This is a genomic window from Bhargavaea cecembensis (assembly GCF_001619585.1).
GTDB lineage: Bacteria > Bacillota > Bacilli > Bacillales_A > Planococcaceae > Bhargavaea > Bhargavaea cecembensis_A.
This window is the reverse complement of record NZ_LQNT01000009.1, coordinates 1,039,651-1,056,893: the sequence shown is the minus strand read 5'-3', so window position 1 is coordinate 1,056,893 and position 17,243 is coordinate 1,039,651. Positions and strand designations below refer to the sequence as shown.

General features: G+C 44.8%; 17 protein-coding genes. 15 read left to right on the top strand and 2 right to left on the bottom strand.

The window, feature by feature from the left end:
* The first annotated feature begins 137 nt into the window (after positions 1-137).
* Positions 138-359: a DUF2188 domain-containing protein gene (locus AV656_RS08705; RefSeq protein ID WP_063180907.1), complete on the top strand. Its 222-nt coding sequence runs from the start codon at positions 138-140 to the stop codon at positions 357-359.
* 38 nt (positions 360-397) lie between these two features.
* Here AV656_RS08705 and AV656_RS08700 read toward each other — a convergent pair whose 3' ends face one another.
* Positions 398-625 carry a hypothetical protein gene (locus tag AV656_RS08700; RefSeq protein WP_063180904.1) on the bottom strand — a complete coding sequence of 76 codons (228 nt, stop codon included), beginning with the start codon at positions 623-625 and terminating at the stop codon, positions 398-400.
* A gap of 143 nt (positions 626-768) precedes the next feature.
* Here AV656_RS08700 and AV656_RS08695 point away from each other — a divergent pair, with 143 nt between their 5' ends.
* The 3 genes from AV656_RS08695 to AV656_RS08685 all read left to right on the top strand — a co-directional run bounded on the left by AV656_RS08695 (position 769) and on the right by AV656_RS08685 (position 3,571).
* Positions 769-999 (top strand): hypothetical protein, encoded by a 231-nt coding sequence (locus AV656_RS08695; RefSeq protein WP_063180902.1) that lies wholly within the window; start codon positions 769-771, stop codon positions 997-999.
* A gap of 197 nt (positions 1,000-1,196) precedes the next feature.
* Positions 1,197-2,138 (top strand): LCP family protein, encoded by a 942-nt coding sequence (locus tag AV656_RS08690; protein ID WP_063180900.1) that lies wholly within the window; start codon positions 1,197-1,199, stop codon positions 2,136-2,138.
* Positions 2,139-2,176: 38 nt separating this feature from the next.
* On the top strand, positions 2,177-3,571 hold the full coding sequence (locus tag AV656_RS08685; protein ID WP_063180898.1) for an O-antigen ligase family protein: 1,395 nt from the start codon (positions 2,177-2,179) through the stop codon (positions 3,569-3,571).
* A gap of 43 nt (positions 3,572-3,614) precedes the next feature.
* Here the strand turns inward: AV656_RS08685 and AV656_RS08680 are convergent, their stop codons facing one another.
* Positions 3,615-4,430 carry a hypothetical protein gene (locus AV656_RS08680; protein ID WP_063180896.1) on the bottom strand — a complete coding sequence of 272 codons (816 nt, stop codon included), beginning with the start codon at positions 4,428-4,430 and terminating at the stop codon, positions 3,615-3,617.
* Between the two features lie 174 nt (positions 4,431-4,604).
* On the opposite strand from AV656_RS08680, the gene AV656_RS08675 reads away from it, so the two are divergent.
* From AV656_RS08675 to AV656_RS08625, 11 genes are all read left to right on the top strand, one after another.
* Positions 4,605-5,330 (top strand): YveK family protein, encoded by a 726-nt coding sequence (locus tag AV656_RS08675; RefSeq protein ID WP_063180894.1) that lies wholly within the window; start codon positions 4,605-4,607, stop codon positions 5,328-5,330.
* Between the two features lie 3 nt (positions 5,331-5,333).
* Positions 5,334-6,050, top strand: a complete 717-nt coding sequence (locus AV656_RS08670; RefSeq protein ID WP_063180892.1) for a CpsD/CapB family tyrosine-protein kinase — start codon at positions 5,334-5,336, stop codon at positions 6,048-6,050.
* 50 nt (positions 6,051-6,100) lie between these two features.
* Positions 6,101-6,868, top strand: coding sequence for a tyrosine-protein phosphatase (locus AV656_RS08665; RefSeq protein ID WP_063180890.1), 768 nt, complete (start codon positions 6,101-6,103; stop codon positions 6,866-6,868).
* Positions 6,869-6,971: 103 nt separating this feature from the next.
* The gene (locus tag AV656_RS08660; protein ID WP_063180888.1) at positions 6,972-8,804 is read left to right on the top strand and encodes a polysaccharide biosynthesis protein; all 1,833 of its coding nucleotides are present in this window, start codon (positions 6,972-6,974) and stop codon (positions 8,802-8,804) included.
* A gap of 28 nt (positions 8,805-8,832) precedes the next feature.
* Positions 8,833-10,179, top strand: a complete 1,347-nt coding sequence (locus tag AV656_RS08655; RefSeq protein ID WP_063180886.1) for a glucose-6-phosphate isomerase — start codon at positions 8,833-8,835, stop codon at positions 10,177-10,179.
* 39 nt (positions 10,180-10,218) lie between these two features.
* Positions 10,219-11,940 carry a phospho-sugar mutase gene (locus tag AV656_RS08650; RefSeq protein ID WP_063180884.1) on the top strand — a complete coding sequence of 574 codons (1,722 nt, stop codon included), beginning with the start codon at positions 10,219-10,221 and terminating at the stop codon, positions 11,938-11,940.
* 12 nt (positions 11,941-11,952) lie between these two features.
* A complete protein-coding gene (galU, locus tag AV656_RS08645; protein ID WP_063180882.1) occupies positions 11,953-12,834 on the top strand; it encodes a UTP--glucose-1-phosphate uridylyltransferase GalU in 882 nt (293 codons plus the stop codon).
* A 571-nt stretch (positions 12,835-13,405) separates the two neighbouring features.
* Positions 13,406-14,644, top strand: coding sequence for a DegT/DnrJ/EryC1/StrS family aminotransferase (locus AV656_RS08640; RefSeq protein WP_063180880.1), 1,239 nt, complete (start codon positions 13,406-13,408; stop codon positions 14,642-14,644).
* The gene (locus AV656_RS08635; protein ID WP_063180878.1) at positions 14,637-15,263 is read left to right on the top strand and encodes a sugar transferase; all 627 of its coding nucleotides are present in this window, start codon (positions 14,637-14,639) and stop codon (positions 15,261-15,263) included. The genes AV656_RS08640 and AV656_RS08635 overlap by 8 nt, the downstream gene beginning before the upstream one ends.
* The gene (locus AV656_RS08630; protein ID WP_063180876.1) at positions 15,256-15,978 is read left to right on the top strand and encodes a GNAT family N-acetyltransferase; all 723 of its coding nucleotides are present in this window, start codon (positions 15,256-15,258) and stop codon (positions 15,976-15,978) included. Before AV656_RS08635 ends, AV656_RS08630 begins: the two co-directional genes overlap by 8 nt.
* A 29-nt stretch (positions 15,979-16,007) precedes the next feature.
* Positions 16,008-17,243, top strand: a complete 1,236-nt coding sequence (locus tag AV656_RS08625; RefSeq protein WP_063180874.1) for a glycosyltransferase family 4 protein — start codon at positions 16,008-16,010, stop codon at positions 17,241-17,243.

The following is a 17,243-nucleotide window of genomic DNA, read 5'->3' as shown; positions in this document are numbered from 1 at the left end:
ATAAGAGATTAGTAGGTTTGACATAATCGCGGATCCTAACTATCATGCACATAGCTAAGAAAGCCGATTAGTACACAGATTTATGATGCTAACTAGCGGGAAAACAGTTAGGAAGATCAATCAAAGGAGTGAGTCTGATGGGTCAGGACCAGCATGTAATTCCGATGGACGGCAAATGGGCGATTCAAGCGGCGGGTGAGCCGGAACCTTTCTGTTTTGTCCAGACACAGGAAGAAGCCGTCAAAATCGCGCAGGATATCGCCATGCGTGAGGAAGCGGAGCTGCTGATCCATGATGAAGACGGTGAGGTCGAAAAGCGGGTGGATTATGGTAAGGATCCGCTTTTGCTGAAAGGATAAAAGAAACAGGGCTGTCAGGCGACAGCCCTGTTTGATGTTCATGCAGCTTTCCTTGGCCGGGAAAACTTTTTTACTGCAAGCATGAGGAGGAAAAAGAAGACGAAAATGGCGACGTAGGAGGCGAGGAGCACACCGATTCCATAGCCAATGCCGTCAGCGAACATCTCTGAGAAATAGGAAGGATTGTTCAGCACCTTCACAATGCTTTTTAAGACCATGATGGCTGCCGCTGCGATCAGTGCTTCCCTGAATGTTTCTTTGATCATCTGCCGCACCTGCTTTCAGATAAGTATAGGTTTATTAAACACCATTTTTCCGGGCTAATCACTCACTGACTATCTCTCTGCAGGTATAGGATGTCACTCTATTGACCAAGCTCTCTATATACAAGTATAGGGGAGGGGTCACGATGGGACAGAATTTGTTGGAGATCACGGAGGCGCAGTTTTACTTTCTGGCGGTGGAGTGGATGGAGACGTACCGGTCCAAACCGGATGACCGGGAAGGGACCATCCGTGAGCGTATGCAGAGTATGACCACATCCGATTTAATCAATCTGTATGCGAGTGCAGGGCCTGAATTGGTGAAGACAGCCGTCCGCGAAGAGCTCAGTCAAAGAAAAATCCAACTTTCCAAATAGGCTTCCGGCCTTCCCGGAAGTCTTTTTTGTGCCATCCATTCATCATGGAACCTCACACCACTCTTTGCCGTCCAATCAATAATAGCCTCCACTCTACCAATTTTTTCACATTTAATAGAGCCTTTTTCCTTGATATCGCTTATAATGGTTTACAATGTTTAGACTTTACTAATAGAAGAAAGACAGGGGAATGAGAAATGGAAGAGAATCGCAAGCGGCGCCGCAAAAAGCGGAAACGCCGGATCTGGCCGTGGATTGTCGGGCCGATCGTTCTGATTCTGGTTGCGGTCGGTGTGTATGTGGCGATGGTATATAAAGATTTAACGGATACGCTCGATACCGTGCACGAGCCGATCGAGCGTGAGGCTTCCGAGAAGCGTGAAAAGCCGGTTAGCTTAAATGACCAGGAGCCGTTCTCCACACTGGTTCTGGGGGTCGATGAGCGGGAAGGGGACCGCGGCCGCTCGGATACGATGATTGTGCTCACTGTCAATCCGAAAGAACAAACAACGAAGATGGTCAGCATCCCGCGGGATACATATACGGAGATCGTCGGCAGGGGCACCCAGGACAAACTGAACCATGCGTATGCCTTCGGCGGCATCGAGATGGCGATGGACAGTACGGAAAACCTGCTGGATATCCCGATCGATTATGTGGTCCAAGTGAATATGGAAAGCTTCCAGGATATTGTTGATGCGGTCGGCGGTGTCACCGTGCAAAACAACATGTCCTTCAAATCCGGCCAGTACACCTTCCCGGAAGGGCCGGTTGAACTGAACGGGGAAGAGGCGCTCGCCTACGTGCAGATGAGGAAGCAGGATCCGAACGGAGACTTTGGCCGTCAGGATCGCCAGAAAGACGTCATCATGGGCGTTCTCAGGGAAGGGGCTTCCGCCAACAGTATCCTGAACTACCAGAGCATTTTCGGGGCAATCGGCAAGAACATCCGAACGAACATGACGCTGGATGAGATGCTCGGGCTGCAGGACTACCGGGGGGCCATAGGGCAGGTTGATCAGCTTTATTTTGAAAAAGGGCAGGGACAGAGGATCGACGGCATCTGGTACTACATGATGAATGAAGAAGAACTGAATGCCGTCTCGTCTGAACTCAAGCAGCACCTGGAAATCGAATAAACCGACGGACCGGCCCCCGCTTCAGGAGGCCGGTCCGGTTGTTGTTAACGATCAGGGAGGGAACGAACATGTCCAACACCCCGACTGCGGGCGAAAGTCCCGAAGAAAACATTGAAGACAGCGTGACACCAGAAAATCAAAATGAAACGCCGATAACCGGTTCATCACCGGAACGGCCGAAACGGAAACTGGCCATTGATCCGTTCATCATGTTGCTGTTCGCCCTGATCATGCTCCAGACGTTCGGCATGTTCAGCGCCTCATTCCTGATCAGTGCTGTAACGATTGGCGGGCTGCTGTTTTTGCTGAAGCCGATGGCAGAGGCGGCACCGGAACGGCCGCTTGTTGCTCGGGCGGAAGTGCCGCTGATTCTGCTTTTTGCCTGGGGGTACATCAGTACGCTGATCACCGAGGATCCTGTTTACTCGTTGCACTACTATCTAAAAATTCTATTCCCTACGGTAGCACTTCTGCTAGGAGTTCTTTACGTCCGCCGTCCGAAACTCTTGCTGAACGCGGTCATGGCCATTCTTGCCGTTTCCGGCACGGTGCATGCACTGTACACGCTGATTGGTTGGGTGTTCGGTGACCGGGCGATTGAAGCGGGGAGGTGGCTGGCTATAGAGATAGGGCCATATGTAATGGATCAGCTTCATATGGGCCGGCGGCTCAGTGGTCTGACGCACAATCCGAATACGCTCGGCATCTGGGTGTTTTTTGCTCTGCTGGCGCTCCTTTATCTGAAGCGGGAGAAGATCATCAACACCTGGCTGTTCATTCCGGCTGTGTTTCTGAATACCGGTGTGCTACTCCTCACGGAGTCGAGGGGATCGATGGTCGCGCTAGCAGCATCCGCCATATTTTATCTTGCTGTCACCACAGGTGCGGCCCAGCGACCGAGGGTATCTAAAAAACGCCTGCTGATTTCCATCATCCCGCTTGGGGCCCTGCTGCTTGTCGGCTGGTCGGCGGCGGAGCGGGTATCGGCGAGAATCGGGAGCGGTCTCAATGGGCGGGAGTCGGCTTGGTCGTACATCCTGCAAATTGCGCAGGAGCATCCCGTAATCGGGACCGGTTTTGGCATGTCGAACGCAGTCCTGAGAGAAGCGGATATCGGAATCGGGCCACACAGCTTTTATCTGAAGCTGCTTGCGGAAACCGGATTTGTCGGCCTGCATCTCTTTTTCCTGTTTCTCGGCATGCTTGCCGTGCTGATCGTGTGGCGCCTCCAGAATCGGGAGGACCCGTTGGTAGTTCTGTTTATTGCGGCGTTCCTCGTCGCCCTATTGACGCATCAGATTGTCGAGGATCAGCTGTTCCGCGTCCACCCGTTACACTACCTGTTTGTGTTCCTGTCGGCACTCCTCATTCGAGGATTCAACGCAAAATCAGGTGAACGAGTGGTTACCAGTTCAGTACGAGAGATTACCTAAAAGAAGCTGCCACCCGGCAATCGGGCGGCAGCTTCTTTCAGTATCAGGATGCAATAAAGTACTCTTTTAAGCTCTCGGCCCAGACCTCGACACCTTTGTCTGTTGGCTGGTACTCCTCATTCACATAATCCAGAATGTCATCAGAGTCTGCGTCAGGCCATTGTTTCCAGTGATCGATGAATGGGATATCCCGGTTATCGACGAACTTATGTAGGGCGTTAATCTGGGTCAAGTAATAGTTCGGCTCATGGATCGGCTGGGGTGGTGTGATGAAAAACGCGGCATCTTCAACTTCTTCCCGGACACGGTCCCGTACCTCAAGGGCATCCTCCTGTTCGTCTTCAATGACGACCAGTCCATTGTTATTGAGGGTGAATGGCTCGTAGACGACAAGGTCATAGCCTTTTTTCCAGTCGATTTCCCCGATGCCATCCTGCATGAACGATTCGGATGTTCCGCTGAATGTCTGGACGTCCGTTTCAATCCAGCCTCCATAAGCATCATCCAATGCGTCAGCCAGTTGATTGGCCGGTTCTTCGAAGGAACTGCTTCCGACGGCGAGCAGCTGGACTGGCTCTTCAGAGTCAAGACGGCTCATCAGCATCTCGACTGTGCTTTCCGGAAGGTTAGCTGTCAGATTGGAGAGTTCCTCACCGGATGGGGCCGCTGCTTTTTCTAATTCTTCTTCAGGATCCTCAGCCTGATCATTCGCTCCCTCAGCGGGTGCTTCCTGCTTAATGGGGCGATTCACCGGCTCTGCGCCTGCTTCTTTGACTTTCTCGTTCCAAGAAAGGTAGCTAAGGAGTAATACACCGATACAGGCAATCAGGACCAGCACCGTTACAAGTCCTTTCTTCATAAAAAATGGATCCTCCTTTCACCAATTTGTTAACTGAATGTAAAAAAGCATGATTTCTCTCTCATTTTAGCAGATAGATGAAATTATTGTCACAATTTGTGAGAATAGCATGATATACTGAGGAAGTTATAGACAATTTACAGTCGAAAGAATGATAAAGGGGCACAAGTGAGAATGGAAGAAACTATCAGTCTACAAGACTTGTTTAAGACGCTGCGGAAGCGGCTTTGGCTGATTATTATGAGCACGGTCATTGCAGCCACAATCGCCGGAGTCATCAGTTTCCTGGTGATGACTCCAATCTATCAGGCGTCCACGCAAATCCTGGTCAACCAGACGGAGCGGCAGTCCGAGGCGTTCACGTCGCAGGATATCCAGACCAACCTCCAATTAATTAATACATACAATGTCGTCATCAAAAGCCCGGCGATCCTGAACAAGGTGATCGAGGAACTTGAGCTCAACGAAACTGCCGGCTCACTGAATCAGAAGGTCACCGTGAACAGTGAGCAGAATTCCCAGGTGGTGACTGTATCCGTACAGGACCCAAATCAGAAACAGGCGGTCGACATCGCGAACACCATCGCAACTGTATTTGAGAAGGAAATCCCGACGCTGATGAACGTGGATAATGTCAATATCCTGTCACCTGCGGTCATGCCTGCCAATCCGTCTCCTGTAAAGCCGGATCCAATGCTGAACATAGCGATCGGAGCGGTAATTGGACTCATGCTTGGTGTCGGTATTGCGTTCCTTCTCGAGTACTTGGATACGACAGTGAAGACGGAGGACGACATTGAGGACCTGACAGGTCTTCCGGTGATTGGCATGATCAGTCCGATTCCTGATTCCGAGGTTAATTTATCGAACGTCGTTCAAACGAGGAGAAGGAGGGTTTAACCGATGGCGAGAAGAAAGAAATCATCCAAAAAGCAGCTGGAACAACGAGCGCGAAAACTGGTCGTTGCGGCGAACCCCCGGTCAGTCGTTTCAGAACAGTTCCGCACGCTCCGTTCTAATATCACGTTCTCAGCAGTGGACAAAGAGATGAAAACCATTCTTGTAACGTCTGCACTTCCTGGAGATGGTAAGTCGACGATATCCGCCAACCTCGCAACCCTGTTTGCACAGGATGGCAAGCGGGTCCTCTTTATTGATGCGGACATGAGAAAGCCGACTGTACAGTATACATTTAGTCTTACAAATGCCGCAGGACTCTCCACTGTCCTTACCCAGCAAAGGCTGGCGGGTGAAGTAATCAGGGAATCGGAGATCTCACCAAACCTTCATATCATGACAAGTGGACCGATTCCTCCTAATCCGGCTGAACTGCTCGGTTCCAGATCGATGGCTGTCCTTATGAACGAGATGGCCCAGCAATACGACCTCATCGTCTTTGATGCTCCCCCTGTCCTCTCCGTGACAGATGCGCAGCTCCTTGCAAACAAAGTGGATGGAACGCTACTGGTGGTCAATACGGGTGTAACGGAAAAAGAAAACATTGAAAAGGCAAAAGAGCAGCTCGGGAATGCACAGGCCCGCATCCTCGGCGCGGTGATGAACAACTTTGAGATGGATAAGGATCATTACTATTATCAGTATTACGGAACAGAAGAGTGAGGGGCCTGCACCCTTGCTCTTTTGGTCGTTCAGGAAAGGAAGTCAGCCGTATGATCGATATGCATACCCATGTCCTGTTCGGTGTCGACGACGGTCCGGATAAGCTGTCCGGATCTCTGGAGATGCTGCGCCAGGCGGAAAAAGAAGGCATTACCGAAATCATTGCAACCTCCCATGCCTGCCATCCACAGTTCCATGTTGACGCCAACAGTGTCTATGACGGTGTTGATCAGCTGCGAGAAGCAGCCAGGGCAGAAGGCCTGAACATCCAGCTCCATACCGGCCACGAAATCCGGCTGTGCGGAAACCTCCCCGAGCGCCTGGATGCAGGTGACATACTGACACTTGCAGGTTCGAAATACGTCATGCTGGAGCTTCCGAGCCAAGGTGTTCCGGATTATACGGTCGGCGTCATCCAGCAACTGATGAACCGTGGACTGATTCCGATCATCGCACATCCTGAGCGAAACAAAGCCATCGTCGAAAAGCCCCAGCGACTTTACCGGCTCGTGAATCATGGAGCCCTTGCTCAGGTCACTGCCGGGGCGGTTTGCGGCACATTCGGCTCACGCATCAAGGATGCCGCACTGACACTGATCGATTCCCACCTCGTCCATTTCTACGGTTCGGACGCACATAACACCGACAAGCGGGGTTTCCATTTTGATGAGGGACTTTCCTACCTGGAGAAAAAGGGCCGTGCCGACATGGTCGACATCATGCTGGAGAACAATGCGCGAATTTTGGAGAAGCGGGACCCGGTATTATTGGAGCCGGAAGACCCAAAAGGCAAGAAAAAATGGTTTATCTTCGGGTGATGTGTCAATGTTTGGCAGATTAAAGGTTCCAATTATATGTAAGTGATAGTATAATAGTCACTGGTAGAATAGTTCAGCAACTAGTCAGAAAGGAGTTAGGTGTGTGACTCATCCAAAACGTCTGATGCTGTTGGGATTCATCGACTCCTGCATTGTCTTTTTCTCAATTTATATCAGCTTCCTCATCCTGAATCCCGATATGAATGTGATTCAGTCCAAGACGCTGCTAATCAGTGCCCTGACAATCTTCATCGCCCATCATCTGACCGCCGCTTTTTACGGCCTATACAAGAAGGCATGGGCATATGCTTCTGTCGGTGAACTGAAAGCGATCTTCAAAGCGGTAACCATCTCCATTGCCGCCATCGCGGTTGTCCAGTTTGTAGGACTTGGTCAGGTATATGTGCGTGCTCTTGCCATCACCTGGATGCTACATATGCTGCTGATTGGCGGCTCCCGGTTTATGTGGAGAGTGTACCGCGACTCGGTCACCAAGCGGCTAAAGCTCGGCGGAAGACGTACGATGGTGATAGGAGCAGGGCAAGCCGGCACGATGGTGGTCCGGCAGATGAAGCAGAATCCTCAGAACGGCCTGATGCCTGTTCTGTTTGTCGATGACGACAAGACCAAGCAGCATCTAGATATCTATGGGGTGAATGTAGCCGGAGGGTCGAAAGATATCCCGAACCTTGTCAAAGCCCACAACATCGAAAATATCGTGATCGCCATCCCATCCATGTCCAAAGCGGAAATGGCAGAACTCACCAAGTCCTGTGTAGACGCTGGAGCCCGCACTCAAACGATTCCGCGAATTGAAGACGTGATGACTGGTAAAGTATCTGTCAACGATATCCGTGACGTGAAAATTGAAGACCTGCTCGGCCGTGAAGAAGTGGCTCTGGATATGAAAGCCATTGCGGACAAGCTCGAGAACAAAACAATTCTTGTAACAGGTGCGGGCGGATCCATCGGCTCAGAAATCTGTCGTCAGGTGATGAAGTTCAAGCCGAAAAAATTGCTGCTTCTTGGCCATGGTGAGAACTCGATCTATCTGATTGACCGTGAACTGCGCGGATTAAAACAATCCGAAACGGAAATTGTTCCGATTATCGCAGATGTGCAAGACCGGGAAAGAATCTTTGACACGGTAGCTGAACACGCACCGGACGTTATCTATCACGCTGCTGCGCACAAGCATGTTCCACTTATGGAAGCAAACCCATTTGAAGCGGTTAAGAACAACATCTTCGGAACGAAGAATGTGGCAGAAGCAGCAGATACATTCGGAGTGGGCCACTTCGTCCTTGTCTCAACTGATAAGGCAGTCAACCCACCGAACGTCATGGGTGCAACCAAGCGCTTTGCGGAAATGGTCGTTCAGAATCTTGCAAAGACAAGCGAGACGAAATTCGCAGCAGTCCGATTTGGAAACGTACTTGGATCAAGAGGATCTGTAGTTCCACTCTTCAAAAAGCAGATCGCTGCAGGCGGCCCTGTGACCGTCACTGATGAGCGCATGACCCGGTACTTCATGACAATTCCGGAAGCATCCCGTCTCGTCATTCAAGCGGGTACACTTGCCAACGGAGGAGAAGTATTTGTACTTGATATGGGGGACCCTGTAAAGATTGTCGATCTTGCGAAAAACCTCATAAAGCTTTCGGGCTATGAGGTCGAAGAAATCGGAATCACCTACTCGGGTATGCGGCCGGGAGAGAAGCTCTATGAGGAACTTCTCGATCCATCCGAAATACAGCAAGAACAGGTCTTTCCGAAAATCCATATCGGATGCGCTACTCCGATTGGCAGTTCGGAACAACAATATATCCTGGACAAGCTCCTCGATATGAAAGAGGACGAACTAAGAAACACATTGGTTTCCCTGGCAAACCGGAAAGTTCCGGAATCACCGGAAAAATCACTCACAACCGCTTAAACTATGAAATAAAACCGGAGGCGAAGAGTTGGCACATCTTCAATTTGATTATTCTCACCTCAGTCCATTCTTCGGAAACTATAAAATCTCATTCCTGCATCAGACGGTGGCATCCATTCATGAAGAGATGCACGCCAAAGCCAATCACGCCGAATATCTGGGGTGGCTGGACCTTCCTGAGACATACGACGGAGAAGAGTTCGAGCGGATCCAGCAAGCTGCCAAAAGAATTGGCGAGACAAGTGATGTTCTGCTTGTTATCGGGGTTGGGGGCTCCTATCTTGGTGCTCGTGCAGCGATTGAGATGCTGAACCATCACTTCCACAATCTGCTTCCAAATGAAAAGAGAAAAGCTCCACAAGTGCTCTTTGTAGGTCATAATCTGAGTTCTACATACATGGCTCATCTGATGGATCTACTGGAAGACAAGGATTTCTCAATCAATGTCATTTCAAAGTCTGGTACAACTACCGAACCGGCAATAGCATTTCGTATTTTCCGTAAGTTACTTGAGGAGAAATACGGCAAGACGGAAGCACGGAAGCGAATCTATGCAACAACGGATAAAGAAAAAGGCGCACTCAAGCAGCTTGCAGACAAGGAAGGATACGAAACGTTCACAGTTCCGAACGACATAGGAGGGCGTTACTCAGTGCTCACGGCTGTCGGTCTCCTACCGATCGCGTCTAGTGGTATTAACATAGAAGCCATCCTACAGGGTGCCAAAAAAGCCATGAATGAACTGGACAATCCATACGTTGAAGAGAATGCGGCTTACCAGTATGCTGTTACACGCAACATTCTCTTCCAGAAGGGAATGGCGATTGAGATGTTCGTCACCTACGAGCCAAACCTTCACTCGTTCGCAGAATGGTGGAAGCAACTGTTCGGAGAAAGCGAAGGGAAGGCTCGCCGCGGAATCTTTCCGGCATCAGCCAATTTCTCGACTGACCTCCATTCATTTGGTCAGTACATCCAGGAAGGCCAACGGAACTTGTTCGAAACGATTTTGAAAGTGGAAGAGCCGGAAATAGATATCCGTATCGACTACGAAGTAGACGACATGGATGGCTTAAACTATCTCGCGGGTAAGACAGTTGACCACGTAAATGATAAGGCATTCGAGGGGGCCTTACAGGCCCATACAGAAGGCGATGTCCCTGGACTGGTATTCAGGATTCCGAGATTGGATGCTTATACATTCGGCTATCTCGTCTATTTCTTTGAGAAAGCATGTGCGATGAGCGCCTACTTATTTGGTGTAAACCCATTCGACCAGCCTGGTGTCGAGCAATACAAGACTAATATGTTTAACTTGCTTGGCAAGCCAGGTTATGGCGTGAGCGAAGAGGCAAGAACAGCAATCCATAAATGATAAAGAAACAACGGATGGACCGGAAAGGATCAGATTGCAATGCAATGGAAAGCGAGATACGAAGAGTGGCTTCAACAACTACCTATAAACGATCCTCTTAGAGTACAGCTGTCTGAGGTTCAACGGGACAAGCGTCAACTTGAAGATTGCTTCTACAAATATCTTGAATTTGGAACAGGTGGCATGCGTGGAATCATTGGACCTGGTACGAACCGAATGAATTTATACACGGTTCGTAAGCTGGCAGCCGGCCTAGCAAGTTATATCGAAATTCAAGGCGAAGATGCGAAGAAGCGTGGTGTAGTGATTTCCTACGACTCTCGCAAATTCTCAAGAGAATTTGCTGAGGAAGTGGCCAAGACTATAGGGTTCCGAAACGTAAAAAGTTACGTGTTTGATTCGCTACATCCAACACCACTCCTATCCTTTGCTGTCCGTCATCTAGGCGCGTTTGCAGGTATCATGATTACTGCAAGCCACAATCCACCAGAGTACAATGGTTTGAAAGTGTATGGCGAAGACGGTGCTCAGCTTACTCCGAATGCAGCGGATGTGATTGTTAGTTACATGGATCAAGTGGATAATGAAATAAATATTGAATCCCGATCATTAGAAGAGCTGGAGGCTAAAGAGCTTCTTGTTTGGATCGGGGACGAAGTTGACAAGGCTTATCTTAATCAATTAAAAGAAATTCAGTTAAGTTCAGTAGAGGAAAAAAGCAATCTCTCGATTATTTTTACTGGTCTCCACGGCACTGGCACACCAATTGCTAAAAAAGCATTTGATGCACTGTGCTACCAAAATGTGATTTATGTAGAGGAACAGGCGGTTCCCGATCCACAGTTTACTACAGCTCCAACGCCAAACCCTGAAGAAACAGAAGCATTTAACCTTGCTATTCAGTATGGCTATAGAAATGGTGCGGAGTTGTTATTGGCAACTGATCCGGATGCGGATCGGCTTGGTATTGCTGTGAAAAAAAAGGATGGGAAGTATCAATTGCTCACAGGCAACCAGATTGGTGCCATCCTGATCCAATACATTTTAGAACGGAGACAGAAGTCAGGTAAACTACCAGGAAATGGCGTTATTCTAAAGACTATTGTTACCACAGAGCTCGCGAAAGCTATCGCAGAGAAATACGGCATAGAAACCGTAGATACCTTAACAGGATTTAAGTTTATTGCAGAAAATATAGAGGCTATTAATACGACAAACGAAAGGCAATTCTTGTTTGGTTATGAAGAGAGCTATGGCTTCCTAGTGAGTGATTTTGTAAGAGACAAAGATGCGATCCAGGCTGCGGTACTGGTGGCTGAAGCAGCTACTTATTACCGCCAACAACGACGGTCCCTATTAGATATACTCAATAGTCTGTTCAATCAACACGGTTACCATAAGGAAGTTACCAGGTCGATCAAACTGGAAGGAAAAGATGGTGCTGAAAAGATCAGCCGTATTATGGATGAATTCCGACAAAATACACCTTCAGCACTCGGGTCACTAAAGATCAGGCGGTCAGAAGACTATCAAAGCGGAGACATGTTTGATTTTTTCACTAGTGAAATATGTTCTCTTACCCTACCAAAATCCAATGTATTGAAATACATACTTGAAGATGAATCTTGGATCTGTATACGTCCATCAGGCACGGAACCAAAGATCAAGTTTTATATCGGCGTAAAGGCTGAAACAATAAAAGGAACTGAAGAAAAGCTTACCCGTCTGGAGGAAGACCTTCTGAACCGGGTCACCATCTAAGGAGAGATTATTATGGCGAAGGTCAAAAAAGCTATTATTCCAGCTGCAGGACTTGGAACGCGCTTCCTGCCGGCAACAAAGGCAATGCCGAAAGAAATGCTCCCAATTGTTGATAAACCGACTATTCAGTATATTGTAGAAGAGGCTGTCGCTTCTGGCATTGAAGATATTATTATTGTTACCGGAAAAGGCAAGCGCTCAATTGAAGATCACTTTGACAATAACCTTGAACTGGAAACTAACCTAAGAGAAAAAGGGAAGCTGGAGCTCTTAGAAAAAGTGCAACAATCTTCAAATGTTGACATTCACTATATCCGTCAAAAGGAAGCTAAAGGCCTTGGTCATGCTGTATGGTGCGCACGAAAGTTCGTCGGCGATGAACCATTTGCCGTACTTCTTGGGGACGACATCGTCCAAAGTGAAACACCGGGTCTTAAGCAACTGATTGATCAATACAATGAAACGCATGCGTCTGTAATAGGTGTGCAAACAGTACCTGACGAAGAGACGTCCCGTTACGGAATCATAGAACCATCTTACCAAGCAGGACGGCGCTATGCAGTAGAGAACTTTGTGGAAAAGCCTTTGCCAGGGACCGCACCATCCAACCTTGCAATCATGGGCAGATATATACTGACACCAGAAATCTTCCACTTCCTTGATAAACAAGAAACTGGAGCAGGTGGAGAAATCCAATTAACTGATGCTATTCAACAACTGAATCATATTCAGCAAGTGTTTGCTTATGATTTTGAAGGCAAGCGGTATGACGTTGGAGAAAAGCTGGGATTTATTACGACCACTATTGAGTTCGCATTGCAAAATGAAGAGGTTCGGCAACAACTGTTAGACTATATGACGAGTAAAGTAGTGGAAGGTAAGGCCGGAAGGTAAGGCAATGAATATAACCCTAACCAACGGAAACTTCGACCATACTGTTGGGAGCCGTGTCACCTTAGACGCTAATTTATCAGCGGAATGGTGTGAGGAGGGGGTTATTGCCTTAATAAAGCCAATAATCAAGTAGGCGGTTTAAATAGAATGGAACGAAAGAGGATTTACATTAGTGCTAGCAGTACTAATAACCCTTTTAGTTCCATTTGTAATCGCCTTTCCTATTAATTAAGGAGAGTTGAGAGATTTGAACCAAGATATGGACTCAATCTAAACGAATTATAAAATGTTGAACATCTATCGAACACAAGCCGAAATGGATTTAAACAACCTACACAACTATCTCAATTGGATGTCTAAGATGGGGTATCTTTTTATATAAAGACGGTAAAATATTGTTCTTATAAGAAAGAGGAAAAGAAAATCAAGATATGAAACAAAGAGTTATTTGGTAAAGTGAATTATTTGGTAGGTTAGTAGTTGGTTGGAATCAAGTTCTAAATAAGTCCTAACAAACTAAATAATAATAGATGTTCCAAATAAAAACTTGAATAAAGCGAGGCTATTTTAATTGGATGATGCTGAAGTAAGAAACATACCGTTTTCTCCACCAGATATTAGTGATGCTGAGATTGAGGAAGTAGTAAAAGCAATGAAGTCAGGTTGGATTACTACAGGACCGAGAACAAAAGAGTTAGAAAAGAGGATTTCTGATTACATTGGCGTAGATAAAGCAGCTTGCTTAAATTCAGCCACTGCAGCTATGGAACTCACCCTTCGAATTTTAGGTATTGGACCGGGCGATGAAGTAATTACTTCAGCATATACCTATACTGCATCTGCATCAGTTATAGAGCATGTTGGGGCGAAAATAGTACTAATTGATACAGCTCCTGACTCCTTTGAAATGGACTACTCTAAATTAGCAGAGGCAATAACTGAGAAGACCAAGGCAATAATCCCTGTGGATATAGCAGGTAAGATGTGTGATTATGATACGATTTTTGAGGTAGTTGAAAGTAAAAGAGATCTTTTCAAGCCCAATAGTGAATTACAGTCGTTATTTAATAGAATAATTGTTTTAACTGATGCTGCACATGCTTTTGGTGCTGAGAGAAAAGGTTTTAGATGTGGGCAAGTTGCTGATTTTACTTGCTTCTCTTTTCATGCGGTAAAGAACTTTACAACTGCTGAAGGTGGAGCTGTTGTATGGCGTAATGACAGAGGATTAGATCAAGAATGGCTCTATAACCAATTCATGCTTTATAGTCTTCATGGTCAATCAAAAGATGCTCTTGCCAAGGCACAAAAAGGGGCATGGGAATATGATATTGTCTATCCTGCCTATAAATGTAATATGACAGATATTATGGCAAGCATTGGTTTGGTACAGTTAGATAGATATAAAGGTTTGTTAGAAAGACGTAAAGAAATTATTATGATGTATGATAGAGCACTTTTACCCATAGGTCTTCAAGGATTGGAACATTACGGTGAAGGTTTTTCCTCGTCAGGCCATCTATACTTATTAAGGGTTCCTGGAATTAGTAAAGAACAAAGAAATGAAATTATTATTAAAATGGCTGACGCGGGTATTGCATGTAACGTTCACTACAAGCCATTGCCTATGTTTACGGCTTATAAGAACTTAGGGTTTGATATTGAGAATTATTCAAATGCTTATAAGCAGTATGCCAATGAAATTACACTCCCCCTTCATACTTTATTAAGAGATGAAGATGTGGATTATATTACAAACAATCTGAAAGAAATATTAAAAGACATTCAAGGTGGGTTAGTAGGTGTATAAAAGATTATTTAAAAGGATTTTTGATTTTATTATAGCTTTTGTAGTACTCCCATTCTGGTTAATTATTCTTTTAATTATAGGCCCAATCATTTACTTTCAAGATAGAGGATCGATTTTTTATAATGCTCCTCGACTGGGGAAGGATGGGGAAGTATTCAAAATGTATAAATTCCGTTCAATGAAAGTAAATGCTCCAGATCTAAGAAATGCTGATGGATCAACTTTTAATGCAGAAGATGATCCAAGATTAACAAAAATTGGAAAGTTTATTCGTAAAACAAGTCTTGATGAAACACCACAACTCTTAAACATTATTAAAGGCGATATGAGTATTATTGGTCCTAGGCCTGATTTGCCAGAACATCGTAAATTATATGAGGGTAACGAGGAAAGAAAGCTTGAAATTAGACCAGGTGTAACTGGATATAATCAAGCATACTTTAGAAACACTGTAACTTGGAAAGAAAGAATTAAAAATGATATTTACTATATTGATCATCTCTCTTGGTGGTTAGATTTGAAGATAATTATTAAGACAGTAAAATCAGTATTAAAGCGTGAAGATATTTTTATTACAGAAAAAAAACTAGTTCTTAGTAGGAGCATTGCTCATGGATAATTTTAAAGATGCATTTACTTTTATTAATCTAAATTGGGACACAGACTTTTTTGGAGTAAATTGTGCTAAAGCCACACTGCATAGACCACTTACATTAAGTGAGTGGAAAAAACTAAAAACGAAATTCATAGACTATCAGTTTATATCAATAATGAACAAAAACTCTGAACCGACTAATGCAAAATTGATTGGAAAAGAAACCTCAGCATTTTTAGCAGATGTGAATATTCAATTTATGAAAGAGATAGTGAGTCAGGTACCAATGCCTGAACACATATCTATCCAGCAGGCTCTAAAAAGAAATGATGAAATTATTGAGCTGGCAGATTTTCAGTTCTCAAGATTTATAGAGGATCCAGAGCTAGCTATACGAGGTGGTCGTGAAATTTATCGTGAGTGGATAAAAAATTCATTTGGGAAATTAGATAAATATTTCGCCATCTCGAAGGATACTACAGGAAAAATAAATGGTTTTTTATTATTTTCTTACAAAGGTAATGATTGTGTTATAGAACTTATTGCAGTTTCCAAAGAATCAACAAAGGGTGGTACTGGTACTAGTCTCTTTAAAGCTGTGGAATATGAAGCGTACCAAAAAGATTGTGACAAGATAATAGTTGGTACACAAGTGCGAAACTCTAATGCGATTAATTTTTATCAGAAAGTTGGTTGTAAACAGGTGGGTTCGCACCAAGTTTTTCATTACTGGTTATAATTTTTAGAAGCTTAATTGGAGGAAGTAGTATGAAAACAGTTTGGTTAGTTAACCCATATGGTCCGATTGAAGGCGAGGATTGGAGAACATATAGTTTTAATCAGTTCGGCAGATATTTGTCTAATCGGAACTTTAAAGTTATCTGGTGGACTGCGAATTTTGCACACCATTTTAAAAATTACAGGTCTAATGGATGGAAGGACATTCAAGTAAATGAAAATTTTATAATTAGACTAGTACCAACTTCCTCATATAAAAAAAACATTAGTATAGGAAGATTCAAAAAGGATATTGTTTTCGCGAAAAATTCATACAAAAAATTTAAAGAGAGTGAACGTCCTGACATTATAGTAAGTGCCGATAACCCTCTAACTATGAATTATCCTACATTTAAGTATGCTGCAGATCATAATATTCCTGTCGTATATGACCAAATGGATTTATGGCCCGAATTCATTGAAAAAGTTGCTGGAAAAAATACACGAAAGGTATTGAAAATCTTATTTAGACCTGTCTATAGACAACGTAAAAAGAATTATCAACAGTTAGCTGGTGTCGTAGCTTTAGGAAGTAATTATCTAAAAAAAGCTATAGAAATAGAACCGACATTAATTAAAAAACCTCAAGCATTAATATATAACGGGATTGATGTAAATAAATTCCGAGAAAAGTTGAATAATCAAATTGATATAAAAAACTTACCCCTACATAAGGAAGAAAATGAAGTTTGGTGTGTTTTTGCAGGAACACTTGGTCCATCTTATGACGTGGAGACAATTATCGAGTGTGCAAAGATCTTCAATCAGAATGAAAATAATAATATCAGATTTATAGTCGCGGGTAGCGGACCTTTAGAGGGAAAGGTTAAAGAAGCAAGCAAGAAACTGGATAACTTCTGTTATATCGGAAAATTATTACCAGAAGATTTAATCCCCGTATATGGTAAATGCGATATTGGATTGTCTACATATAGTGCTAATTCTAATGTAGATATGCCAGATAAATTTTACGATTATACAGCTGCGGGGCTTGCTGTAGTTAACTCTCTTCAAGGAGAAGTAAGAGAACACATTGAGAGAAAAAATGCAGGCATTAATTATGCAGCAGGAAATATAGAAAGTTTTTATAATTCAATACAGCATGTGTCAGAAAAAGAAAAGTTAGCTTTATTGAAGAAGAATTCATATCAGATGGCAATAGAATTTGATGAAAATAAGCAGAATAGAAAACTATTAGAAGTAATTAATAAAGTATTAGAAGTTTAA

Excerpts from the sequence above, each read along its gene's own strand:
- AV656_RS08705 (WP_063180907.1), top strand. The coding sequence starts at position 138 with ATGGGTCAGGACCAGCATGTAATTCCGATGGACGGCAAATGGGCGATT.
- AV656_RS08700 (WP_063180904.1), bottom strand. The coding sequence starts at position 625 with ATGATCAAAGAAACATTCAGGGAAGCACTGATCGCAGCGGCAGCCATC.
- AV656_RS08695 (WP_063180902.1), top strand. The coding sequence starts at position 769 with ATGGGACAGAATTTGTTGGAGATCACGGAGGCGCAGTTTTACTTTCTG.
- AV656_RS08690 (WP_063180900.1), top strand. The coding sequence starts at position 1,197 with ATGGAAGAGAATCGCAAGCGGCGCCGCAAAAAGCGGAAACGCCGGATC.
- AV656_RS08680 (WP_063180896.1), bottom strand. The coding sequence starts at position 4,430 with ATGAAGAAAGGACTTGTAACGGTGCTGGTCCTGATTGCCTGTATCGGT.
- AV656_RS08675 (WP_063180894.1), top strand. The coding sequence starts at position 4,605 with ATGGAAGAAACTATCAGTCTACAAGACTTGTTTAAGACGCTGCGGAAG.
- AV656_RS08670 (WP_063180892.1), top strand. The coding sequence starts at position 5,334 with ATGGCGAGAAGAAAGAAATCATCCAAAAAGCAGCTGGAACAACGAGCG.
- AV656_RS08665 (WP_063180890.1), top strand. The coding sequence starts at position 6,101 with ATGATCGATATGCATACCCATGTCCTGTTCGGTGTCGACGACGGTCCG.
- AV656_RS08650 (WP_063180884.1), top strand. The coding sequence starts at position 10,219 with ATGCAATGGAAAGCGAGATACGAAGAGTGGCTTCAACAACTACCTATA.
- galU (WP_063180882.1), top strand. The coding sequence starts at position 11,953 with ATGGCGAAGGTCAAAAAAGCTATTATTCCAGCTGCAGGACTTGGAACG.
- AV656_RS08630 (WP_063180876.1), top strand. The coding sequence starts at position 15,256 with ATGGATAATTTTAAAGATGCATTTACTTTTATTAATCTAAATTGGGAC.
- AV656_RS08625 (WP_063180874.1), top strand. The coding sequence starts at position 16,008 with ATGAAAACAGTTTGGTTAGTTAACCCATATGGTCCGATTGAAGGCGAG.